This window comes from Novosphingobium sp. (genome assembly GCF_965228995.1).
GTDB lineage: Bacteria > Pseudomonadota > Alphaproteobacteria > Sphingomonadales > Sphingomonadaceae > Novosphingobium.
Genome location: NZ_OZ245852.1, coordinates 988356 through 1012206 on the forward strand (window position 1 = coordinate 988356; position 23851 = coordinate 1012206).

18 protein-coding genes are annotated in these 23851 nt (G+C 66.0%); 6 read left to right on the top strand and 12 right to left on the bottom strand.

The annotated features are described in order from the left end of the window. Positions 1-2: 2 nt before the first annotated feature. Together ubiB and ubiE are read right to left on the bottom strand one after the other, a co-directional pair. The gene (gene ubiB, locus ACO056_RS04555; RefSeq protein WP_421852471.1) at positions 3-1556 is read right to left on the bottom strand and encodes a 2-polyprenylphenol 6-hydroxylase; all 1554 of its coding nucleotides are present in this window, start codon (positions 1554-1556) and stop codon (positions 3-5) included. A gap of 10 nt (positions 1557-1566) precedes the next feature. Beyond that, complete coding sequence (gene ubiE, locus ACO056_RS04560; protein ID WP_421852474.1) at positions 1567-2319, bottom strand: bifunctional demethylmenaquinone methyltransferase/2-methoxy-6-polyprenyl-1,4-benzoquinol methylase UbiE; 753 nt, start codon at positions 2317-2319, stop codon at positions 1567-1569. 60 nt (positions 2320-2379) lie between these two features. On the opposite strand from ubiE, the gene mutM reads away from it, so the two are divergent. Further along, positions 2380-3192, top strand: a complete 813-nt coding sequence (mutM, locus tag ACO056_RS04565) for a bifunctional DNA-formamidopyrimidine glycosylase/DNA-(apurinic or apyrimidinic site) lyase (RefSeq protein WP_421852477.1) — start codon at positions 2380-2382, stop codon at positions 3190-3192. 68 nt (positions 3193-3260) lie between these two features. Continuing rightward, complete coding sequence (locus ACO056_RS04570) at positions 3261-4232, top strand: NAD(P)H-dependent flavin oxidoreductase (RefSeq protein WP_421852480.1); 972 nt, start codon at positions 3261-3263, stop codon at positions 4230-4232. 152 nt (positions 4233-4384) lie between these two features. On the opposite strand, the gene ACO056_RS04575 is transcribed toward ACO056_RS04570, so the two are convergent. After that, the gene (locus ACO056_RS04575; protein WP_421852483.1) at positions 4385-5515 is read right to left on the bottom strand and encodes an acyl-CoA dehydrogenase family protein; all 1131 of its coding nucleotides are present in this window, start codon (positions 5513-5515) and stop codon (positions 4385-4387) included. Between the two features lie 62 nt (positions 5516-5577). Continuing rightward, positions 5578-6771, bottom strand: a complete 1194-nt coding sequence (locus ACO056_RS04580) for an acyl-CoA dehydrogenase family protein (RefSeq protein WP_421852486.1) — start codon at positions 6769-6771, stop codon at positions 5578-5580. Positions 6772-7177: 406 nt separating this feature from the next. Between ACO056_RS04580 and ACO056_RS04585 the strand changes: the two genes are divergently transcribed. The 4 genes from ACO056_RS04585 to ACO056_RS04600 all read left to right on the top strand — a co-directional run bounded on the left by ACO056_RS04585 (position 7178) and on the right by ACO056_RS04600 (position 13743). Next, a complete protein-coding gene (locus ACO056_RS04585; protein ID WP_421852489.1) occupies positions 7178-9691 on the top strand; it encodes a TonB-dependent receptor in 2514 nt (837 codons plus the stop codon). 136 nt (positions 9692-9827) lie between these two features. After that, on the top strand, positions 9828-11342 hold the full coding sequence (locus ACO056_RS04590) for a tryptophan halogenase family protein (RefSeq protein ID WP_421852492.1): 1515 nt from the start codon (positions 9828-9830) through the stop codon (positions 11340-11342). Between the two features lie 5 nt (positions 11343-11347). After that, positions 11348-12724 (top strand): 2OG-Fe(II) oxygenase family protein, encoded by a 1377-nt coding sequence (locus tag ACO056_RS04595; protein WP_421852495.1) that lies wholly within the window; start codon positions 11348-11350, stop codon positions 12722-12724. A 14-nt stretch (positions 12725-12738) separates the two neighbouring features. Then, a complete protein-coding gene (locus ACO056_RS04600; protein WP_421852498.1) occupies positions 12739-13743 on the top strand; it encodes a LacI family DNA-binding transcriptional regulator in 1005 nt (334 codons plus the stop codon). Here ACO056_RS04600 and ACO056_RS04605 read toward each other — a convergent pair. From ACO056_RS04605 to ACO056_RS04640, 8 genes are all read right to left on the bottom strand, one after another. Then, positions 13727-14599, bottom strand: a complete 873-nt coding sequence (locus tag ACO056_RS04605; RefSeq protein WP_421852501.1) for an ROK family protein — start codon at positions 14597-14599, stop codon at positions 13727-13729. The two genes, ACO056_RS04600 and ACO056_RS04605, sit on opposite strands and share 17 nt — an antisense overlap. Beyond that, positions 14599-15738: a glycoside hydrolase family 68 protein gene (locus ACO056_RS04610; RefSeq protein WP_421852503.1), complete on the bottom strand. Its 1140-nt coding sequence runs from the start codon at positions 15736-15738 to the stop codon at positions 14599-14601. The genes ACO056_RS04605 and ACO056_RS04610 overlap by 1 nt, the downstream gene beginning before the upstream one ends. Positions 15739-15807: 69 nt before the next feature. Then, the gene (gene galK, locus ACO056_RS04615) at positions 15808-16935 is read right to left on the bottom strand and encodes a galactokinase (protein ID WP_421852506.1); all 1128 of its coding nucleotides are present in this window, start codon (positions 16933-16935) and stop codon (positions 15808-15810) included. Next, positions 16932-17966 carry a UDP-glucose--hexose-1-phosphate uridylyltransferase gene (locus ACO056_RS04620; protein ID WP_421852509.1) on the bottom strand — a complete coding sequence of 345 codons (1035 nt, stop codon included), beginning with the start codon at positions 17964-17966 and terminating at the stop codon, positions 16932-16934. Before ACO056_RS04620 ends, galK begins: the two co-directional genes overlap by 4 nt. Continuing rightward, the gene (locus ACO056_RS04625; protein ID WP_421852512.1) at positions 17963-20029 is read right to left on the bottom strand and encodes an alpha-galactosidase; all 2067 of its coding nucleotides are present in this window, start codon (positions 20027-20029) and stop codon (positions 17963-17965) included. Before ACO056_RS04625 ends, ACO056_RS04620 begins: the two co-directional genes overlap by 4 nt. Continuing rightward, entirely contained in the window at positions 20022-21293 is a 1272-nt protein-coding gene (locus ACO056_RS04630) for an MFS transporter (RefSeq protein ID WP_421855300.1), read from the bottom strand. The genes ACO056_RS04625 and ACO056_RS04630 overlap by 8 nt, the downstream gene beginning before the upstream one ends. Positions 21294-21307: 14 nt before the next feature. Beyond that, positions 21308-22513 carry a polysaccharide biosynthesis/export family protein gene (locus ACO056_RS04635; protein WP_421852515.1) on the bottom strand — a complete coding sequence of 402 codons (1206 nt, stop codon included), beginning with the start codon at positions 22511-22513 and terminating at the stop codon, positions 21308-21310. Positions 22514-22548: 35 nt separating this feature from the next. Then, complete coding sequence (locus ACO056_RS04640; protein ID WP_421852518.1) at positions 22549-23835, bottom strand: glycosyltransferase family 4 protein; 1287 nt, start codon at positions 23833-23835, stop codon at positions 22549-22551. Positions 23836-23851 lie beyond the last annotated feature (16 nt).

Genomic DNA, 23851 nt, shown 5'->3' on the forward strand with positions numbered 1-23851 from the left:
CCTCACGACCAGGGCCCGAGCATGATCACGCCCGCGCTCGCTGCCGCGCCGAGCGCTGCCGCCAGCGCATAGCCCAGCCACTTGAGGCTGCCGCCATCGCCGATCAGCGCGACCGGGGGGAGCGGCGGATCTTCGGGCGCACCACCCTTGGGCGGGAAGCGCTCCTCCACCCGGCGAACGAGGTCGGGCAGGCCAAGCAGCGTCTTGACGTTCTCGCGGATGCGGTCGGCAATCGCGGCTTCCGGACCCAGTTCGTCGCGAATCCAGTCCCGCACGAAGGGCGCCGCGACGTCCCACATGTTGATCGAAGGATCGAGCTGGGTGGCGATGCCTTCGACCATGACCATGGTCTTCTGCAGCAGCAGCAGATGCGGCTGGGTCTGCATGTCGAAATCGCGGGTGATCGCGAACAGCCCGTCGAGCATCTGGCCGACCGATAGCTCGCTTACCGGCTTGCCGCGCATCGGCTCGCCGACAGCCCGCAGGGCCGTGGCGAACTCGGCGACCGAATGGTAGCTCGGCACGTACTGCGCCTCGAAATGGATTTCCGCCACGCGCGTGTAATTGCCGGTCGTCAGGCCATAGAGGATCTCGGCCAGCCACTGCCGCGCGCGCCGGTCGATCCGGCCCATGATGCCGAAATCGATCGCGGTGATCGTGCCGTCGGCTTCGATGAACAGGTTGCCCTGGTGCATGTCGGCATGGAAGAACCCGCCGCTGATCGCCTGCCGCAGGAACGCGATCACCAGCCGGCTCGCCAACGCCTTGCGGTCATGCCCGGCAGCGTCGATCGCAGCGTTGTCGCTGATCTTGATCCCGTCGATCCAGTCGAGCGTCATCACCCGGCCATTGGTGCGGTCCCAGTCGATGTTCGGCACGCGGTAGCCCGGGAAGGCATGCATCTGCTCGGCAAGTTCGGAGGCCGAGGCCGCCTCGCGCCGCAGATCGAGCTCACGCAAGGTCCAGCGCTTGAAATTGGCGATCACCATGCGCGGACGCAGCCGCGCGGCTTCGGCGCCAAAGCCCTCAAGATGCGCTGCCGCCCATTCGTAGGTCGCGATATCGGCTGCAAACTTCTCCCGCACGCCCGGGCGCAGCACTTTCACCGCGACCTTGCGGCCGTCGGTCGTCACCGCGCGGTGGACCTGCGCCACCGAAGCCGCGCCGACCGGCTCCTCCTCGAACTCGGCAAACAGCGATTCCAGTGGCCGCTCGAAGCTTTCCTCGATCTCGCGGCGGATCTGCGCGAAGGCCACCGGCGGCAGCTTGTCCTGGAGCTTGAGCAGGTTCGCTGCAGGCTCCGGGCCGACAAGATCGGGCCGTGTCGCCAGCGTCTGCCCCAGCTTGATCGCGGCCGGGCCGATGGCGCGGAATGCCCCGGCATAGTCACGCTCGCGCCCCTTGCCGGTCAGCGAAGCCCACCGCGCCAGCTTGACCAGCCGCCGCACCGGCGGCGGTGTGTTGCGGTCGTTCTCGATGCCGATCAGCGCGCCGTGCCGGGCAAGCGTGATGCCCCAGCCCAGCAGGCGGCGGATATGAGTGATGTGCCGGGTCAAAGCGCTGGCCTTAGATCTTCCAGCCCGAATGGATTGCCACGACCCCGCCCAGGATCGCCTCAACCTTGGTATGGCGGAAGCCGGCGGCGCGGATCAGCCCCTCGAACTCGCGCATCTTGGGGAAGCGGCGGATCGATTCGATGAGGTAGCGATAGGAATCCGCATCCCCGGCAATCATCTGGCCCAGCTGCGGCACCACCTTGTGCGAATAGAGGTCGTAGACTTCGGCAAAGCCCGGCCATTCGGTGGTCGAGAACTCGAGGCAGAAAAACCGGCCGCCCGGCTTCAGCACGCGGTGTGCTTCCGCCAGAGCCTTGTCGATCCGGGTCACGTTGCGGATGCCGAACGCGATCGTATAGGCGTTGAAGGCGCGGTCCTCGAACGTCAGTTCCTCGGCATTCTGGCGCGACCATGTGAGGCCCTGAATGCCCTGCTTCTCGGCGCGCTCGATGCCGACGTCCAGCATGTCCTGATTGATGTCCGAAACCGTGATCGCCGCGCCGTGGCGCGCCATGCGGAAGGCGATGTCGCCGGTGCCGCCCGCCATGTCGAGGATCGTCTCACCCTCGCGCGGCTTCACCCGGCGCACAAAGCGGTCCTTCCACAACCGGTGCATGCCCGCCGACATGGCGTCGTTCATCCGGTCGTAGTTCTTCGCCACGGAGGAAAACACCGCGCCCACGCGCTCGGTCTTTTCTTCCGGGGTCACCTCCTCATAGCCGAAGGAGACGGTTTCGGGCTCGGCAGCAGTTGCGTTAGTCATACCCCGCGCCTTTACGTGGGAATTGCCGCCACGGCAAAGCCTGTTAGGTGCAATTGCGCTATGCCCGAGTTACCAGAAGTCGAAACCACTGTCCGCGGCCTTGCCCATGTCCTTGATGGACAGGTCATCGCGCGCATCGAGACCCGCCGCGCGGACTTGCGCCGCCCGTTTCCGCCCGATCTGGTGCAGGCGCTCACCGGTGCGCGCATCACGGGCCTCTCGCGGCGTGCCAAGTACGGCCTGATCCACGTCGATCGCGGGCAGACCATGGTCTTCCACCTTGGCATGAGCGGGCGCTGGCGAATCGATCCCGAGGAAATCGGCAAGCACGACCATCTCGTGATGGCGACAGGTGCAGGGCGTATCCTCGCACTCAACGATGCGCGCCGCTTCGGCTCGGTCGATCTGGTCGATACCGCTGCGCTGGAGAAATGGCCGCAGTTCGCTGCAATGGGCCCCGAACCACTCGGCCCCGGCCTCACCGCAGGCCACCTCGCCAAGGCTTTCGACGGCCGGTTCGCCGCGATCAAGCTGCTCCTGCTCGATCAGCAGATCGTCGCGGGCCTCGGCAATATCTACGTCTGCGAGGCGCTCCACCGCGCGAAGATCCACCCGGAGCGCGAGGCGGGCAAGGTCAGCCGCGCCGCGCTAACCCGGCTGGTGCCCGAAATCCGTGCCGTGCTGGAAGAAGCGATTCGCGCCGGTGGCTCAACCTTGCGCGATTACGTCCGTCCCGATGGCGAGCTTGGCTATTTCGCCAAGGATTGGCGTGTCTACGGGCGTGAGGGCGAGCCGTGTGGCTGCGGCAAGCCTGTCAGCCGCGTAGTGCAGGGCGGCCGCTCCACCTTCTTCTGCGCCTCCTGCCAGAAATAGGAGGACGGCGAGGCCTTGCGCCCAGCCGCTCGGCTGTCCAATCTCCCGGCAAAAGGGAGAGCGCACACATGAAGACCCGCATCACCGAATTGTTTGGCATCGAGCACCCGATCATCCAGGGCGGCATGCACTATGTCGGCTTCGCCGAGATGGCCGCCGCCGTCTCCAACGCGGGCGGGCTCGGCATCATCACCGGCCTCACGCAAAAAACCGCCGCCGATCTCGCCAATGAAATCGCGCGCTGCAAGGACATGACCGACAAGCCGTTCGGCGTGAACCTCACCTTCCTGCCCACTGTCAATTCGCCCGATTATCCCGGCTATATCCGCGCGATCATCGAAGGCGGGGTCAAGGTGGTCGAGACCGCGGGCAACAATCCCGCGCCGTTCTTGCCCTATTTCAAGGACGCCGGGATCAAGGTGATCCACAAGTGCACCTCGGTGCGCCATAGCGTAAAAGCGCAAAGCGTGGGCTGCGATGCGATCTCGGTCGACGGCTTCGAATGCGGCGGCCATCCGGGCGAGGATGATATCCCGAACTTCATCCTGCTGCCCCGCGCGGCGGAGGAGCTCACCATCCCCTTCGTAGCTTCGGGCGGCATGGCCGATGGCCGCAGCCTTGTTGCCGCGCTCGCGCTGGGCGCGGAAGGCATCAACATGGGCACGCGCTTCATCGCCACCAAGGAAGCGCCGGTGCATGAGAAGGTGAAGCAGGCGCTCGTCGCCGCTTCCGAGCTCGATACCCGCCTCGTCATGCGCCCCTTGCGCAACACCGAACGCGTGCTGACCAACGCCGCGGTCGAACGCCTCCTCGAAAAGGAGCGCCGCCTCGGGCCGGACATCAAGTTCGAGGACATCATCGAGGAAGTCGCGGGCGTCTATCCGCGGATCATGATGGACGGCGACATGGAAGCCGGCGCGTGGAGCTGCGGCATGGTCGCCGGCCTCATCCACGATATCCCGACCTGCAAGGAACTGGTCGATCGCATCATGGCGCAGGCCAATGCGATCATCCGCGAGCGGCTTGCGGGGATGGTCTGAGCCGTCAAGGCCCTCTCCCCTTCAGGGGAGAGGGTTGGGAGTGGGGGACTGGCGCCAAGCCACTGCCCCCTCTCAACTTCGGCAAGGCAGCAAGCTGCCAAGCCTTCGTATCTCTCCCCTGAAGGGGAGAGAGCAAGCGCTTGATCGAAGCCTCAAGCTGCCAGCGTCAGATCCTCGAACCGGCCAAGGTGGAAGTCCGCCGAGCCGAACTGGTTCTCGATCATCGTGCCGCGCTTGAAGTAGTGGCCGATGGCGAGCTCCACGGTGATGCCGATGCCGCCATGGGTCTGGATCGCGTTCTGCCCGACAAAGTTGATCGAACGCGCGACCTTTGCCTTGGCGAGGCTCACCGCTGCCTTGCGTTCCTCTGCCGGCAGATCAAGCTTCAGCGTGCCCATCAGCGCCATCGAGGCGATCTGCTCCACCTCGATGAAGATGTCGGCCATGCGGTGCTGCAGCACCTGGAACTTGCCGATCGGCTGGCCGAACTGCTTGCGCTGCTTGATGTAGTCGAGCGTGCCTTCGTGCAGCTTGCGGCTGATCCCGATGGCCTCGCCGCAGATCGCCATGGTGGCCTCGTCCACCAGCTGTTCGACAAGGCCGATGCCGCCGGGGATATGCGCATCGCCGGGGATCGCCACGTTCTCGAAATAGATCTCGCTCGCCTGGAAGCCGTCGACCGTGGGATAATCGCGGCGCACGATGCCCTGAAGGCTGGCATCGATCAGGAACAGCTCCACGCCTTCACGTTCACGCTGGCTGCCGCCGGTGCGCGCGGTAACGAGGAGATGCGTTGCCCATGGCGCCGCATAAACCACCGCCTTGTGGCCCGAGAGCACGAAGCCCGCGCCGTCGGCCTTGGCAGTCGTGCGCAAGTTCGCAAGGTCATAGCGGCCCTGCGGCTCGGCATAGGCAAACGCGATCACGGCATTGCCCGCGATGATCTCGGGGATCACCGCATCGGCCATCGCTGCGGGCGCGCGCTTCAAGGCACCGCCGCCGATCACCACGGTCTGGAGATAGGGCTCGATCGCGATGACCTTGCCCAGCTCTTCCATCATGATCATGTTTTCGAGAGCGCCGCCGTCAAGGCCGCCGTGTTCTTCGGCAAAGGGCGCACCCAGAATGCCGAGCTCGGTTGCCAGCGCCTTCCAGATGCCCGGATCGCGGCCTTCGGGGCGCAGCAGCATCTTCTTGCGCGTTTCAAAATCATAGGTGTCGGCGAGGAAGCGCGCGAGCGTGTCACGCAGCATGTCCTGCGTTTCGGTGTAGCTGAAATCCATTGTCCTCAAATCCCGCTTCAGGGCCGCCGCGTCCGTGTTCTGCGCGGCGGCCTCATGTCATTTCAAAGCCCCAGCACCATCTTTGCGATGATGTTGCGCTGGATCTCGTTCGAACCGCCGTAGATCGTTGTCTTGCGGGTGTTGAAGTAGGTCGGCGCGGCGCGGTGCGCGTAGTCCGGCCCGATCGGGTGCTCGTTGTCGCCTTCTCCGAAGCCGCGGAAATAAGGCGCGCCATAGTGGCCCACCGCTTCCAGGGTCAGCTCGGTCAGGCGCTGCTGGATCTCCGAACCCTTGATCTTGAGCAGGCTCGATTCCGGCCCCGGCCCCTTGCCGGCGCTTTCACCGGCCAGGCTGCGCAGTTCGGTAAATTCGAGCGCGGTGAGGTCCATCTCCAGCTCGGCGATCTTGCGCTTGAAGAACGCGTTGGCGAGCAGCGGCTTGTCCCCGTCCAGCTCGGTGCGGGCGATGGTCTTGACCTTCTCGATGCCGCGCTTCGAAGCCGCGACCCCGGCGATCCCGGTGCGCTCGTGGGCGAGGAGGAACTTGGCGCATGTCCAGCCCTTGTTCTCCTCGTAGATGCGGTTCTCGACCGGCACGCGCACGTCCTCGAGCCAGACTTCGTTGACCTCGTGCTCACCGCCCAGCGTAATGATCGGGCGCACGGTGATACCTGGCGACTTCATGTCGATGAGGAGGAAGCTGATGCCTTCCTGCTGCTTGGCATCGGGATCGGTGCGGACCAGGAAGAAGCCCCAGTCAGCGTGCTGCGCCATCGTCGTCCAGGTCTTCTGGCCGTTGACCACATAATGATCGCCGTCCCGCACGGCCTTGGTGCGCAGCGAGGCAAGGTCGGAACCCGAACCCGGCTCCGAATAGCCCTGGCACCACCACACATCGCCCGAAAGGATGCCGGGGAGGTATTTCGCCTTCTGTTCGGGCGTGCCGAAGGTGTAGATCACCGGGCCGACCATCGAGAGGCCGAACGGCATCAGGCGGATGCAGTCCGCCCGCGCCGTCTCTTCGGACCAGATGTACTTCTGCGTCGCGGTCCAGCCGGTGCCGCCATATTCGACCGGCCATGCCGGGGCGATCCAGCCCTTCTTTGCCAGCACCTTGTGCCAGGAGAGGAAGTCTTCCTTCGAAAGCTCGTCGCCTTCGTCCTGCTTGCCGCGCAGTTCGGCCGGATAGTTTTCGGCGATGAAGGTGCGGACTTCCTGCTGGAAGGCCAGATCCTCGGGGCTGAAATCAAGATGCATGGGGCTCTCCGTTTTGAGTTCGTGGCCTTTTTTACGGCCCTGACGCAGCGAGACTCGCCACGCGCGTGCGATGGCGTTCTCTTGCACCCTCCATCCTTCCACTTTACGTAAACGTCAAGAGGGGCGTTGGTTCAGTCATGCAGACAAGGCGCTCGCGTGCGTGGCCGCAAGGGTGATCCGCCACCCGGTGCAGAGAAGGCACACTTGCCGCACTCTTGCGCCGGGATCGATTCAATCGCTTGAATTCCTGCTTGCACTTGGCCCGACCTTTTGCCAGAGACACGCCATGCAGGCGTCTCGAGGCTTCGATTCGCTGCTGTCGCACGCACAAAAGTGCTCGCAATCGGGAGGGAAACCTGTGAAGCTTTCATCAATTCAATCGTGTGCATCGGTTATTGCGCTGGCCATGGCCGGGTTTTCGACGCCGGTGTTCGCTGAAGCTGCTGCGCCCGCCGCCGATGCCGCTGCGCCCGCCGCCACCGGCGATGCCCCCGCTGATACGCTGAGCGAAATCGTCGTCACCGCGTCGACCGGCACCAAGAGCAAGCTCGACAGCTCGGTCTCGATCTCCTCGGTCGATAGCGCCGTCATCGCAAACTTCCGCCCGATGTCGGAAGGCGATCTGCTTCGCCTGCTGCCGGGTCTCCAGCCGAACATCTCTGGTCCTGGCGGTAACGGCAACTTCGCCGTTCGCGGTCTGCCCGTCGCCACCGGCGGCGCCACCTTCGTGCAGCTGCAGGAAGATGGCCTTCCCACCGTGCTCTACGGCGACATGCAGTTCGGCAACAACGACTACTGGACCAAGTCGAGCCCGATGGACCAGCGCGTTGACGCGATCCGCGGCGGCACTGCGGCCACCCTCGCCAGCCAGGCGCCGGGCGCGGTGATCAACTACATCAGCAAGACCGATCGCAGCGAAGGTGGCTACATCCAGGTCGAGCGCAACCTCACCTACGATTACACCAAGGCCAGCTTCCGCTTCTCGGGCGGTCTCGACGACAAGACCTACTTCAACATCGGTGGCTTCTACGACGTCGGCCATGGTCCGTGGCACGCGGGCTACAACCTCTCGAACTCGTACCTGATCAAGGGCAACATCACCCGCGAGTTCGATGACAACCGCGGCTTCTTCCGCCTCTACTTCAAGGCGCAGGACACGCAGGAGCCCAACACCCAGGGCGGTATCGTCTGCGGCAACCTCTCGGGCGGCAAGGTTTCCGGCCTCTCGGCCTGCCCGGGTTTCGATCCGCGCCGTGCGTCGAACTTCTCGGTGTTCAACACCAATATCAACTACGTCGATTTCAACAGCGGCGGCCTTGCCAGCACCCCGCTCAACGGGATCACCACCAATTCCAAGTCGCTCCAGGCGCAGCTGCACTACAAGTTCGACAACGGCATCACTGTCGACAACAACGCGCGCTACACCAGCATGCACGGCGGCTTCTCGTCGAACTTCCTCAGCGTCGCCCCGCTCTCGGGCCTGATCGGCTCGACCAAGAACGGCGGCGTTGTCGCCCGCGCGGTCTACTCGGCCGGCCCGAACGCCGGCAAGGACGTCGCCGAAGCGTTCTACAACAACAACGTCTCGGTCTACACGCGCATCCGCGACGTCGGCAGCTTCGTCAACGACATGAAGCTCAACTGGCAGGGTGATCTCGGCGGCTCGGTCAAGGCCAACCTGACTGCCGGCTGGTTCTACATGAACCAGAAAATCGCGATGGATTGGCACCCCAACCAGTTCAACGCGTCGCTGACCCCGGCCGCCTCGCCGATCGATCTGCTCGATTCGAGCGGTCACCTGCTCAGCGCCAATGGCTTCACCGGTTACAACAACAACTGGGGCGGCTGCTGCGCCCGTACTTATGACTACACCTTCACCGATAACGCGCCGTACGCGGACCTCATCTTCGATGTGGGCAAGTTCGAGCTCGACGCCTCGGTGCGCCACGACATCAACCACGGTTCGGGATCGGGCATCAACGCCAACGATGCCAACGGCAATGCTGTCACGCACTTCATCACCACCAACGCGGTGAACCCGGTCACCGGCAACTCGCAGGCAGTCAGCCTTCCCTACTACCTGCCCGACGGTGCACGCGAGAACATCAACTACAGCAAGAGCCTGACGTCGTGGTCGGTGGGTGCCAGCTTCAAGCCGGTTGACAACCTCAACCTGTTCGTCCGCGCTTCGAAGGGCACGCGCTTCAATGCGGATCGCATGACCTTCAACGGCTACTTCAACAACGACGGCACGCTCAATGCCAAGGGTGAAGCAGCGGTTGCGGACAACGTCTACCAGTACGAGATCGGCCTGAAGAACCGCGGCAACATCGGCGCGGCCCGCTACACGGTCGAACTGACGGCGTACCACAGCCACTTCAACATCACGACCTACGAGCTCAGCCAGACGATCTGCCCGATCGTCACCGGCAGCCCGACGACCTTCACCTGCATCGTCTCCGACAAGTACAAGACGACGGGTGCGGAATTCTACGGCACGGTCAGCCTGGGCGGTTTCAGCCTCCTCGCCAACATGACGTACAACAAGGCGAAGAAGCAGCCGTCGAACCCGGGTGCAGTGTTCTCGCGGTCGAACAACATTCCCGACCTCTCGTACACCTTCGCGGCCAACTACGACGTCAACGACATGATCGGGCTTGGCGCCAACATCACCGGCGTGACCAGCACGCTCGATGGTGCAGGCAACGAATGGCCGGGCGGCAGCGTGGTCGGCGCGAACATCAAGGTTCGCCCGATCAAGAACCTCGAGCTTGGCGTCAACGTCGTCAACCTGTTCAACAAGCTGACCGCGCTCGGGCCGGCTGGCACGGATTACAGCGCGGGCGGTGGCCGCTTCGTCGGCGGTATCTCTCCGGCGCTCGGCCGCAACGTGAACGCTTCGGTCCGCTTCAGCTTCTGATCGGCTGAACGGCCCCAGGCGGGCAGGCACAATGAAGAGGGGTGGGCGCGGCCAGATGGTTCCGCACCCACCCCTTTTTGCGTAAGGATCAGCCTTGGCCGGGAAACGGCGGGGCATTGGGAAAAGGGTTTGCAAGGTGGATCAGAGCGATCGGCGGATCCGTTCGGTGCTTGTCGTTGGCGGCGGCTCGGCAGGCTGGATGTCTGCAGCCATGCTCGCCACCATGCTCAAGCGCGATTGCGTCGTCACGCTCGTTGAATCCGATGAAATCGGCATTGTCGGCGTGGGCGAGGCGACGATCCCGCCGATCCGCCTGTTCAACGAGACGCTCGGCATCAGCGAGGCCGATTTCATCCGCGAGACGCGCGGCACCTTCAAGCTCGGCATCGAATTCGTCGACTGGGGCCGCAACGGCAGCCGCTATTTCCACCCCTTCGGCCCGCATGGCCGCAATTTCGATATGGTGCCGCTGCACCAGTACTGGCTGCGCACGCGCGCGGAGCCCGGCGCCTTTCCGCTCGAAGAGCTGTCGATGGCCTGGCAGATCGCCCGCGCCGGCCGCATGGCGCGCCCGGTCCCCGATCAGCGCTCGCTGCTCTCCACCTTCGATTACGCCTACCATTTCGACGCCTCGCTCTACGCGGCCTTTCTGCGCCGACACGCCGAAGCGCGCGGTGTCAGGCGCGTCGAAGGCAAGATCAATGATGTCACGCTGAACGGCGAAACCGGCTTCGTCGAAAGCGTCACGCTGGAAGGCGGGCAAAAGCTCGAGGCCGATCTGTTCATCGATTGCTCGGGCCTGCGCGCGCTGCTCATCGAAGGCGCGCTTCAGACCGGGTTCGAGGACTGGAGCCACTGGCTGCCGTGCGACCGCGCCGTCGCGATGCCCTGCGCCAGCGCCGGTCCGCCCACGCCCTATACCCGCTCCACCGCGCGCGAGGCCGGCTGGCAGTGGCGCATTCCGCTCCAGCACCGCATCGGCAACGGCTATGTCTATGCGAGCCAGTTCATGGAGGACGACAAGGCCGCCAGCCTGCTCGCTTCTCGCCTCGATGGCGAGGCGCTCGGCGATCCGCGCTTTGTCCGCTTCCGCACCGGCCGCCGCAAGCTGCACTGGAACCGCAACGTGATCGCGGTCGGCCTTTCGAGCGGCTTCCTCGAACCGCTGGAATCGACGTCGATCCACCTCATCCAGGCCAATATTTCCAAGCTCATCGGCCTGTTCCCGGACCGCGATTTCGATCCCGCAACGATCGACGAATTCAACCGCATCGCCCACGCCGAAACGGACCGGATCCGCGATTTCCTGATCCTCCACTACAAGCTCACCCAGCGGCAGGATCACGAACTCTGGCGCTATGTTTCCGCGATGGACGTGCCCGATGCGCTCGCGGTCAAGATGGAACACTTCCGCCGCCACGGCCGCCTGATCGCGCGCGAGATGGATCTGTTCGCGCCCCCCTCGTGGCTCGCGGTCCACATCGGCCAGCACAACTATCCCGAAGGCCTTGATCCGCTGATCGAGCACCGCGGGATCGACGCGCGCGATTACCTCGCCAAACTGCGCGCGGCGATGGCGGCGGAAGCGGCCAAGCTGCCCAGCCACGAAGCCTATATCGCCGGCCTCACCGGCGCTGCGTCGGCGGCCTGACGCGCATGGGAAACCCGATCGAAGCCGAAGTCTGGCGCGAACGGGCACGCGCGGCCCGTGCCGTGCAGAACATGCTGGGTGCCGACAAGGCAATCAACGAAGCCGCACGCCTCGCGCCCAATGATCCGCTGACGGCATTCCTGCGCGCGCAATCGGCCTATGAACTCGGCTACCCGGCGGCGGCCCTGTTTGCAAAGGCCGCGCGGCTCTGGCCCGAAAACCCCGATGTCCTGAGAAACCAGGCGCTCGCGCTCACCTCGGAAGGTGAGGTGGCCGAGGCGGACCGCGTGCTCGCCCGCGCGCTAGCCGCCAAGCCTGATTGGCTCGATGGCCAGCGCGTGCTCGCCAGCCTGCGCTACAGCCACGGCGATGCCGAAACCTATGACGCGGGCTTTGCCGACGCGGTCAAGGCACAGCCGCGCCATCAGGGCCTTTGGCTGGGCTGGTTCACTTTGCGCGCCCAGCAGCGCGATTGGCCTGCTGCCCGCCGGATCCTTGATGAAGCTACCGCGCAGCTCGGCGAAACCAGAGCGCTTGCGATTGCCCGCGCCTTCCTTGCGAGCGAGAGTGGCGACAGCGCAGATGCACAGGTCCGCCTTGCCGCGCTGGCAGGTGTGGACGATGATTTCCTCGCGCTCTGCCGCATCCGCACCGCGCTGCGCGCCGAAGATGCCGTGGCTGCGCGAGATCTTGCGCTGCCGCTCACGGCCACACGCCTTGCCGGGCAGGTCTGGCCTTATCTCTCCACCGCCTGGCGCCTGCTCGGCGATCCGCGCGCAGCGTGGCTCGATGGCGATCCGGTGCTCCGCGCCGTGCTCGATCCGGGCCTCTCCAGCACCGAGATCACCGAACTCGCTGCCCTCCTGCGCCGCCTGCACACCGCCGCGCTGCCTTATGCCGAACAATCGGTGCGCCGCGGCACGCAGACCGATCGCTCGATCCTGCTGCGCCACGAGCCGCTCCTCGGCACCGTGCGAGCGCGGCTGATGGAGGCCATGCGCGATTTCGTGGCAACGCTGCCGCCGCCCGATCCGCGCCACCCGGTATTGGGCCGACCGCGCGGGGGCTTGCAGATTTCCGGCAGCTGGTCCGTCCGCCTCGGGGCGGGGGGCTTCAACGTTACGCACAGCCACCCCGCCGGCTGGCTTTCTGCCGTGTTCTATGTCGCGCTGCCCGATGATCCGGGCCCGGCCCCCGCCGGCGCACTCCACCTCGGCGCGCCGCCGCCCGAACTTGGTGTCACGCTTGACCCCTACGCCGTGATACCGCCACGCGCAGGCCAGCTAGTGGTCTTCCCGTCGATCCTGTGGCATGGCACCTATCCGTTCGCGGCGGGAGAACGGCTCAACATCGCCTTTGATGTGGTTCCCACCTCCGCCTGAAGACCGCTTTTGCCATGAATGCGCCCAAGACCCTCAAGGAACTTGCCCAGCTGGCCGGTGTTACCAGCGGCACTGTCTCGCGCGCATTGTCCGGTTCAGAATTGGTCACGCCCGCCACGCGTGACATGATCGTGGCGCTTGCGCGCAAGCACGGCTTCACCCCCAATGCCACCGCGCGCAACTTGCGCATGCGCAAGACGAACACGATCGGCGTGGTCATCCCGCTCGGCCACGAATTGCGGCAGAACATCTCCGATCCGTTCTTCATCACCATGCTCGGCCTGCTGGCGGACAAGCTGACCGGGCGCGGCTATAGCCTGCTTCTCTCCCGCGTGGTGCCGACTGATGAGGACTGGCTGCTCAAGCTCGCGCGCTCGGGCCAGTCGGACGGGATCATCGTGATCGGCCAGTCGGACCAGTCCGCGGTGCTCGACCGCGTGGCGGAACTCTATCGGCCACTGGTGGTCTGGGGCTCGCACATCGCGGGGCAGGCGCATTGTTCGGTGGGGTCCGACAACTTCCGCGGCGGCGCGCTCGCCGCGCAGCATCTGATCGAGCGCGGCTGCCGCAATATCGTGTTTTTCGGCGATCCGCGCGCCATCGAAATCGGCCAACGGCTTGAAGGCTGCCGTTCGGCTGTGGCGCGGATGGGCGGCTCTGTGCAGTTCGGCGTGGTGCCCACGCACCTCGTGGCGGATGAAGCGCACGGCGAGATCGGCAAGTACTTCCGCACCAAATCAAACCGGCCGGACGGTGTCGTCGCCGCGTCGGACGTCATCGCCGTCACTGCCATGCGCGTGCTGGCCGAACAGGGGCTGGCCGTCCCCGGCGACGTCAAGGTGATCGGCTACGACGGGCTGCCGCTTGGCGAGCACACCATGCCCCCGCTCACCACGATCGCGCAGGATCTGGAACAGGGTGCGGAAAACCTCGTCAACATCGTGGTGCAGCGCATTGCCGGGGAGGAGATCCACTCGGTCATCCTCCAGCCGCGCCTGCTGATCAGGGAATCGACCTGAACGCCAAGGCCAGCGCGCCAAGCAGTCCGGCATTATCGCCAAGGCCCGGCGGCACGATCAGCTCGTCGATCTTGCCCACGGTATAGCCGCCATTTGCCGCGAGGGCCTCCGCGCGGATCATGTCCAGCAGGCCCTTCGTGGCCGTCACCCCGCCGCCCAACACGATGCGCGCGGGCTCCAGCACTGTCTGGAACGTCGCCAGCGCGCGGCCGATGTACCAGGCGATGATGCGCTTGCCGGGGTGGCCTTCGGGCAGCTCCGAAAGCGACATGCCCCAGCGCGCGATTACCGCCGGTCCGCAGGCGAGGCCTTCAAGGCAGTCGCCATGGAACGGGCAGGTGCCAGCGAAGTCCAGATCCTCCGGATGGCGCGGCATGCGGATATGGCCCATTTCCGGGTGCGAAAGCCCTCGCAGCAATTGCCCGTCGCTGCAGAACCCGCCGCCGATCCCGGTGCCGATGGTGAGGTAGAGCACCGAACCCAATCCGGCCCCCGCGCCCCACAGCGCTTCAGATAGCGCCGCGCCGTTCACGTCGGTATCGATCGCCACCGGCACGCCGAAGCGTTCCTGGAAGGGCGCGATCAGGCTCGCCCCGCTCCAGTGCGGCTTGGGTGTGGGGCGAACAGAGCCATAGCCCGGCGAGGCGGGCTCCAGATCGAGCGGCCCGAACGAGGCGATGCCGAACGCGGCATAGTCCGCGCCTTGCGCCGCAAACCACTCCACCGCCGCGCCGAGCGTTTCGTCCGGCGTCGTCGTCGGGATGCGTTCGCGCGCGTAGATCGTGCGCTCCGCGTCTGCCACGCCGAGCACGAACTTGGTGCCGCCCGCCTCGATCAGGCCAAAGCGCGCCGCCATCAGCCTGCGACCTCCGCGCGGGTCCCGTCGAGCACCAGCCGGAACGGCTCTGCGGGAACCCCGCCGAAGTGCGCCCGCCGCCACGCCGCATCGCCGTGGTCGTTGCCCTGGAGCGAGTTCGGATAATCGACAAAGCCATGCACGGTGAGCTCATGCGTCACCCACCAGCTATAGGTCTGCACCGGCGCTTCGGGGGGATTGCCCGCGACCAGCCCGCTCCCGTTGAGCGGCAGCCACGGTCCTTCCATGTGCTCGGCCACCATGCCGTAAAGCCCGTTCGGACCGTTGGGCTCACCCGGCGCAAAGACCTTCCGCTGCGTCGACCAGAACAGGTAATAGTGCCCCGCGTGGAACACGATATGCGGGCGTTCCTGTTCGTTGTTGAGCCCGTCCGCGCTTAGCAGCGGCGGCAGCACCGCCCAATCGTCGCCCTCGCGCCGCAGCAGGCCGATGCAGCCGTTCCACCCGCTTTCCGAACCTTTAAGCGATCCGGTGAACAGCAGATATTCGGCCCCGTCTGCCGGATCGCGGAAATGTGCCGGATCGCGGAAGCCCTTGATCATGCCCGGCACGCCTTCGTGCGCGTTCACCAGCACATAGTGCGGGATCGGCCCGCCAGCGATCTCGCGCGGTTCGCTCCAGCCGGCAATGGTGAAGGCATCCGCATCGCCGGCCAGTGTGCCCGTCGTCTCGAACATGCGCTGCGTGAACGAGCGCGGCTCTTCCCCGCGCAGGCCCGAGGCGGTCCAGTAGAGCGTCACGGCGGCGCTTTCCGGATCATAAAGCGCCGACCCTGCCCATTCGCGGCTGCCGGGATTGAGATGGTCGGGCAGGGCATTGCCATGATCGCGCCATTCGCTCCCGCGCGAGGCCATCAGGCGGATGCGGACAATGTCATGCCGCGCCTCGGGATCCTCGCCCGCAGGGGCCGAGAGTACGAACCAGAGCGTCCAGCCTTCGAGCACCGCCGTGCTCCCGTCCGCCAACTGCAGCGGCCAGAGGTCCCACAAGTCGAGGCCTGGCAGCGGGTGGCGCAGGCTCGTGCCATCGACCAGCGGGATCTGATGGCAGGGCTCGATCCGCAGCGCGCGAAGATGTTCGCTGGTCCAGAGCGTGGTCGGGGAAGTGAGTACGGGCATGAAAACTCGGTCCTGAAACGAATGAAGGGCAGCAGCCTGTGCAGCCCGGAACTGGGAGCGGCGCGGGGATCACATCATGACGATACCGGCCCCGTCACAGGCGGTTTCGCGCAGCACCAGCGGCACTCCGCCGTCGGGCTTGCGGTAGGTCAGCCCGGCCAGCACCGCATCAGCGCGGTCGGCCCGGCACAGCGCCACGACCGCGCCGCCAAAGCCGCCGCCGGTCATCCGCGCGCCGCCTTCCGGCCCGATCAACGTGCCAAGTTCGGCGACCAGCGCATCGATGCGCGGCACGGTAATCGCGAAATCGTCACGCATCGAGGCGTGCGATGCGGCCATCAGCGCGCCCATCGCCACCAGATCGCCGGAGGCCAGCGCTTCTGCGGCCGCCTGCACGCGGTCATTCTCGGTCACCACGTGGCGCGCCCGCGCCAGGGTCAGCGGATCGAGCCCGGCCGCTTCCAGCATCGCAAGGTCCGCATCGCGCAAGGCCGCAACGCCAACCGCTGCCGCCGCCGCCTCGCACTGCGCGCGGCGCTCGTTGTAGGCACCCTCGACCAGCCCGCGTTCGACGCCCGAATGGACGATCAGGATCGCCACGCCCTCCGGTAGTGCCACCGGGCGCACTGCCAGCGAGCGGCAGTCGATCATCAGCGCATGATCCTTGACCCCGCAGGCGGACGCCAGCTGGTCCATGATCCCGCAGCGCATGCCGACATGGTCGCATTCGCCGGCCTGCGCCATGAGCGCGATCTCGGCGGGCGCAATGTACGCCCCGGCAAGCTCTGCCAGCGCCTTGCCGATGCCGACCATCAGCGAGGCGGAGGAGGAAAGCCCGGCGCCCTTGGGCACCGTTCCGCTCACGGCAAGATCCGCACCCGTCAGCCTGTGGCCCCGCGCGATCATTGCTGCGGTCATGCCGCGGATATAGTCGGCCCAGGGCGCCGCCGGGTTTGCGGCATAAGGCGCATCGAGCTCCCATTCCGCCACCGCCCCGCCAAAGTCGCAGGCCATCACGCGGATCCGCCGGTCGCTGCGCGGCGCTGCGGCGACGCGCGATTCCACGCTGATCGCCACTGGCAGCACGAAGCCGTCGTTGTAGTCGGTGTGCTCGCCGATCAGGTTCACGCGCCCCGGTGCGCGCACCAGCAGCGCCGGCTGCTGGCCGAAAGCTTGCGCAAATTGCTCTGTGATCATGCGCGGCTCCGGTAATGCGGGCCGCCGCAAGCGCGCAGCCGTTCCGCTGCTTGTTCAGCCGTCAGATCGCGCTGCGTTTCGGCCAGAATTTCGAAGCCTGCCATGAACTTGCGCACCGAGGCCGAGCGCAGCAGCGGCGGATAGAAATGCGCGTGCAGCCGCCAGTGTGAGCTCGGCTCCTCGCCAAACGGTGCACCATGCCAGCCCATCGAATAGGGGAACGGGCACTGGAACAAGTTGTCATACCGCGTGGTGAGATCGCCCAGAATCTCCGCCAGATCGCCGCGCTGATCCCCCGAAAGGTCCGGCAGCCGCGCCACATCCCCGCGCGGCAGCAGCAGCGTCTCGAACGGCCAGACCGCCCAGAACGGTACGATGGCAAGCCAGTGCTCGCTCGCGCAGACCACGCGCGGGCCATTGGCTTCGGCTTCCACCAGCTCGGCCAGCATGGGCCGGCCCTTGTCCGCCAGCCATGCCTTCTGCGTGCGGTCCTCGGTCGCGATCAGCTGCGGCACGTGGCTCGTCGCCCAGACTTGCCCGTGCGGATGGGGGTTGGAGCACCCCATCATCGCGCCCTTGTTTTCGAAGATCGAAACCACGCTGTAGCGCGCGCCAAGGTCCGCCGCTTCGGCGCACCAGCAGTCGATCACCGCGCGCCGCTCCGCCACCGTAAGCTCGGGCAGGGTGCGGCCGTGATCGGGCGAGAAGCAGATGACGCGCGCTTCGCCGGTGGCCTGCTCCGCGCGGAACAAGCCGCTCCCGGCATCAGGTGCCGGCGTATCGGGCAGCAGCGCCGCAAAATCGTTCTGGAACACGTAAGGCCCGGTGTAGTCCGGGTTGCGTTCCCCGCTCACCCGCGTGTTCCCCGCGCACAGGTAGCAGCCGGGATCGTGCGCCGCTGGACGTGTCACATCGGGCACTTCTTCCGCACCCTGCCACGGCCGTTTGGCGCGGTGCGGGGAAACCAGCAGCCAAGTGTCGCTCAGCGGATCGTAACGCCGATGGGGATGTTCGGACGGATCGAAACTCATGAACGCACCTCAAGCACCAGAACCGCCTCGCCGGGCAGCGGAGGCACAGCGATGCCTACGCGCGCGAGCCAGCCACCGTCCATCTTGGCCAGCACGCCGTTCTCTGATGCAATCGTATACGTGCGCCCCGCCAGGGCCATCGGCAGCCTCAGGTTAGGCTGGTGGCGCATCGTGGTGGGCGATGTGCGCGTGACCAGCACGACCATGTCCTCGGCCGATCCATGGGCCTGCCACACAGTGCCGTCGCCCACATCGCCCATCCACACACGCCCGGCGTGCAGGCGTTCCCGCATTGCCTTGTAGCGAGCGATCCCGGCCATCAGCTCGGCGCGCTCGGTATCGCCCAGCTTGCGGGCGTCGAGCTCGACGCCGAAGTGCCCCGGCAGCGCCACCCCGCAGCGAAACGCCATGGACTGCGAACGCCCGGTCGAATGCGCCGGGCTCGCCCCCACATGGCTGCCCATCACTTCGGGCGGCATGAACTGGAGGAACCCCCGCTGCATGCCCGCGCGCGAAACGGCGTCGATGCAGTCGCTCGTCCAGAAGCGGTGCGTGCGCTTGATGATGCCGGCGTCGATCCGCCCGCCGCCACCCGCGCAGGCTTCGATCTCCACCGCCGGAAACGCCGCGCGCAACCGGTCCATCAGCGCATAGGTCGCCAGCACTTGCGCGCGGTAGTGCGGCAGGTTTCCGGCATGGACGAGATCGCGGTTGTGATCCCACTTGAGGTAACTGATCGGCAGCTCGCGCAGCAGCGCTGCGATGGCATCGAAGAGATAAGCGCTCACTTCCGGCCGCGCGAGATCGAGCACCAGCTGGTTGCGCGCCTCAAGCAGCGGCCGTCCATCGACATGCAGCGCCCAATCGGGGTGGCGGCGATAGAGATCGCTATTGCGGTTGACCATTTCAGGCTCGACCCACAGGCCGAATTCCATGCCGAGATCGGTCACCGTCTTCGCCAGCGGCCCGAGCCCGCGCGGATATTTGCGCCTGTCGACGGTCCAGTCGCCGAGCGATGAGGTGTCGTCGTCGCGCTTGCCGAACCAGCCGTCATCCAGCACGAAACGCTCGATCCCGATGCCCGCCGCGGCCCGCGCCAGATCCATCAGCGCGGCTTCGTCGTGCTTGAAATAGAAGCCTTCCCAGGTGTTGATATGCACCGGGCGCTTCGCCGCGCTTTCCGCTCCGCCGGGCCAGGTCATGCGCGCGCGGATGCCGCGGTGGAAGGCATGCGCCACCCCGTTGGGTCCTTCGGCGGAGGACGTTGCCAGCACCTCGGGGCTCTGCAGCACCGCGCCGGGCGCAAGGATCGCCTCGCCGGGGGCGAGCCATTCGCCCAGCTGCCACTGCCACCGCCCATCGTCGATCCACTCGATCGTCTGCGCGTGATTGCCCGACCACGCGATCTGCGCGCCATAGGCGCTGCCATCGCCACACGTCACCACCGCGCCGGGCAAGCAATCGTGCGAGGTCAGCCCGCGCCGGTTCTCGCGCCGCCACACACTGCGAGTGAGCGGGTCGCGCACCGGCACGAATTCCGAATTGTGCCGCCCGGCCAGCGAATGGACTTCCGCCGCGTCCGCAGGCAGCGGCAATGCCGCCGCCGCCAGCCAGTGCACGTGAAGCGGCGCATCGCCTTCGTTGGAGAGCGCGGTGCGCACGGTCATCACGTCGGTCGCGGGATCGAGGGTGTAATTCGTGGTGACCGCAATCCTGGCCACCGCATCGTGCAGCACGAAACGCACGGTTTGCGCGTCCGGCTGTTCAACCTTGCATTCGCCCGCCTGAAACGACCAGTCGCGACCACCCCGGTCCGCCAGCAGCGCGCTCTGCCCGAACCAGCCCATGCCAAAGCCGGGAAACACTGTCAGCGGCTGGTCGAAATGGAGCGAGAAGCTGGGTTCAGGCCGTTCGCTGCGCAAGCTTGCGGAAGGCCGCGCACCATCGGGCAGGCGCGGGCCCCAGTAGCGCCACAGCGGCGCCTCGCCGGGGGGCAGTTCCCACACGGCGCTGCATCCCGGGCTTTCCAGAGCGATGATCCGGGGCGCGGAAGCGTCAGGCATGCGCCAGCCCTGCAGCGGAACGCGGATCGCGCACGCGCAGCATGGTGATCGCGGCCGCCGCCAGCAGCGCGCCTGCAAAGCTCAGCGCATTGCGCGGGTCCGCACCCAGCACATGGTTGTAGATCCACCCGAACGTGAGGCCGTTGAGCAGCATCGGTATCACGATCATCATGTTGAAAATGCCCATGTAAACGCCCGTCCGCTCTGGCGGGATCGAGCCCGCCAGGATGATGTAGGGGTTGCCCATGATGCTCGCCCAGGCAAGGCCCAGCGTCACCGCGATCAGCAGCAGCGGGGTGTGGCTGCCCAGATCAGGCATCGCCAGCGCCGTGAACAAGGGGCCGGGCGCAGAAGGCGCGCTCGCCACGTGGGCGAGGGCGATCATGCCGATCCCGCCGGCGGCAAGGCAGGCCATGTGCACCCGCGATGCTCCCAGCGCGCGAGAGATCGGCACCATCGCCAGCGCCGCCGCAAAGCCGACGAGGTTGTAGAACGCACCCAGCTGCTGCGTCGTCAGCACCGCCGCGCGGAACGCCACGCTCGATTTGTCCGCCGTGTCGTAGATCGACCGCCCGATCGAAAGCGCGCTGTAAGACCAGTAGATCGAGAATCCGTACCACTGGAACAGGCTCATCCACGCCATCTGGCGCATCGCCTGCGGCATTTCGACGATGGCATCCCAGATCTCGCGCAAAGTCGCGCCGGCAGACCGGGGCGCGGCGGCGATGCGTGCCTTCTCGTCCTCGCTCAGCGGCAATTCGGGCACGCGCCAGATCGACCACAGGATCGTCGTGATCGAAAGCACCGCGCCGATCAGGAATGAGATGTGCGTGATCGTCGGGATATTGTGCGCATCCACTGCATCGCGGTCGATCCCCACCCAATAGACAAGGATCGAGGGCGACAGGAACGCAAGGCACTGCGCCAGCCCCGTAAACGCGCTCTGGCTGAGATAGCCGATCTCGTGTTGGCGCGCATCGAGCCGGTCGCTGACATAGGCGCGGTAAGGCTCCATCGTGATGTTGTTGCCCGCATCGAGCAGCCACAGCAGACTAGCCGCCATCAGGATGCTCGCGGAAAATGGCATGAACAGCAGGCCCAGGCTGCACATCACCGCGCCGATCAGGAAATAGGGCGTGCGGCGGCCGAAGCGGGAATTGGTGCGGTCTGATAGCGCGCCGACCAGCGGCTGGATCAGCAGCCCCGTATCCCCACCTTCTTCGTCGATGGGGAAATGTTCTTCGGCAAGGAGCGCCTCGGCCAGATCGAGGAACTGGTTTAGCGGATCGCGTTGGTAATCCCGACAACCGAGAACGTCGCTGACGAGACGATGCCGATGAACTTCTGGAAGTCTGCCACCGGCGCGTTGGAGACGTAGATCACGTCCTTGTCGTGGATCGGAAAGTTCTGCGAGACCAGCAGGCTTGAAGGCGCGCCGAGATCGATGCGGTACACCGTCGGGATCGTGCCATCGGCACGGACAGGCCGTCCGGCCGCCGCCGGGCCGAGGACCGCGGGGTTCTCGTACCGGAAGACAAACACCCCGCGCACATTGGCCCGCTCGTCGCGCAGACCGCCGATCCGGCCAAGTGCCTGCGCCAGCGACATGCCGGTCGCCTCGAACGGCACTTCGGCGTTGAGATTGCTCGCCCCCAGCGCAATGAAGCTGAACGGCTGGAACAGCACAGCCACGACATCGTCAGGGCGCAGCCGGATGTTCTGGCGCGGATCGCGGATCACCGAATCCAGCGGCATCGAAAGTGTCGAGGACGCGCGCGTGATCTGGATGGTCGATTTGCCGACCGGCTGGCGGCTCCCGCCGGCGGCGGCCAGCGCATCGAGCAGCCGCTCGCCATGCCCGGTGAGCGGCAGGCGGCGCGAGGCACCGACTTCGCCCAGCACCGTCACCGTGCGCGCCTCGTTCTGCGAGAGGCGCACGATCGCCTGCGGCTCGTGCGCCTTGCCGCGCAGGCGGGCAACGATGTCCTGCTCGACCTGCCGGGTCGTTCGGCCCGCAACGGCAATGCTGCCCGCAAACGGGATCGTGACCCGCCCATCCGAGCCGACCATCTGCTGGGGCAGATTGATGGTCTGGGTGGAAGCCATGCCCATGAGGCTCGAGCCAGGGCCGAACAGTACGGCCGGCGGCGCCTCCCACATTGCGATATCGATCGCATCCCCCGGGCCGATGATCGTCGGATCGACGGGGGAATCGCCGAACACATCGGCAAAGCTCTTGCTGGTCTTCGCGGCATCCAGCCGGGAAATGGCGTCCGCATCAAGCTCGACCAGCGCGATGCTGCCTGCGGCTGCGGAGGGCCGAGAGGCGCGGACAATGCTCCCGGTGGTGGGGCCCGATCCGCCCAGCGCAGCACATCCCCCCAGCATCAGCAGCAGCGCCGCGGAGCCTGCCGAAAGGGCGATGGCGCGCCTGCCGCGCCGCGGCGGCAGAGCGGATCCGGTTTTCGGGGCAATCTCGGGCATGGGAAGAGGTTCCATCTGATAAACTTCGGCAGGGGCTAGGCGATCTTTGCGTAGAAGCCGGAAAGCCGCTGGGCATAGGCAGTACTGTCAAACCGGGCGGCCTGAACAAGGCCGCGCCGGGCAAAGTCGATGCGCGCCGCTTCGTCGCTGTCCATCGCGATGATCGCCTGGGCGATTGCGCGGACGTCATAGGGATCGACCAGCACGCCGGCCTCCCCCACCACTTCGGGCAGCGAGGAGACGTTGCTGGTGATGATTGGCGTCCCCAGCGCCATCGATTCCAGCGCCGGGAGGCCGAATCCCTCATAGAGCGAGGGAAACACGGTTGCCCGAGCGCCCGCGATGAGCATGGCCAGCATGTCGCGCGGCAGGTAGCCCAGCCACACGATGCGCTTGCGGCCATCGAGCCCGGCCAGCGATTTCAGCAGCTTGACGTCCTGTTCACTGCCCCAACCCGGTCCGCCAACGATGACCAGCGGCGATTGTACCGAACTGGCAAGATAGGCCTCGACCAGCCGGGCCACGTTCTTCTTCGGCTCGATCGCCCCGAAAAACAGGAAATACTCGCGCAGCCCCACGCCCAGCAGCCCTTCGACATAGCGCGTGATGAATGCCTCATCGACAGTGCCCAGTGCGGTGCCGATGTCGCTGGCCTGATAGAGGTTCGTTACCCGGTCCTCGCTGGCACCGAGTATCTCGATGATGTCGCGGCGCGAAGCTTCGGAAACGGTGAGGATATGATCAGCCTCGTCCGCGATCCGGCGGCACAGCCGGTAATAGGCACGCTTGCGGTCCGCCGTCGTATAGGGGAGCCGCAGCGGCACGAGATCATGGAGCGTATAGACGTTGCGCGCGCCCGGCATCCGGACCGGCAGCGGATAGGTCCAGTGCGCCAGATCGACACCTTCCACCGCCACGCCGGTAAACTGGCCCGTCGCACGAAAGACCTGATCGGACCCGCCATAGAGGTTCTGTGCGTTCCAGTACTGCGCAGCCTGCACCTGCAATCGCTGCGGCAGCAGCACCTGGCCCGAAACCGGCACCGGCATCGCCTTGAGCGGCCGCACCACGCCGCGCGCCGCACTCAGGAACGCGGAGGCCGAAGCAAGCTGCGAAGCCCGCTTGCCCTTTATTTCGCCGTCACCCTCCGCAAGTGCGATTTCGTTGAGCAGCGAGACGCGCGAATGCGCGCGGCGCGAGCCGAACAGGACATGGATGTCATGCCCCAACCGGCTGGCAGCGCTCGCCAGGCTCCGCCCATAAGTGGCAACGCCGGTGCCATGCGGCAGCGCGATGTTGAAGGCGTCGACAGCGATCTTCATCAATCAGAACCCGCCC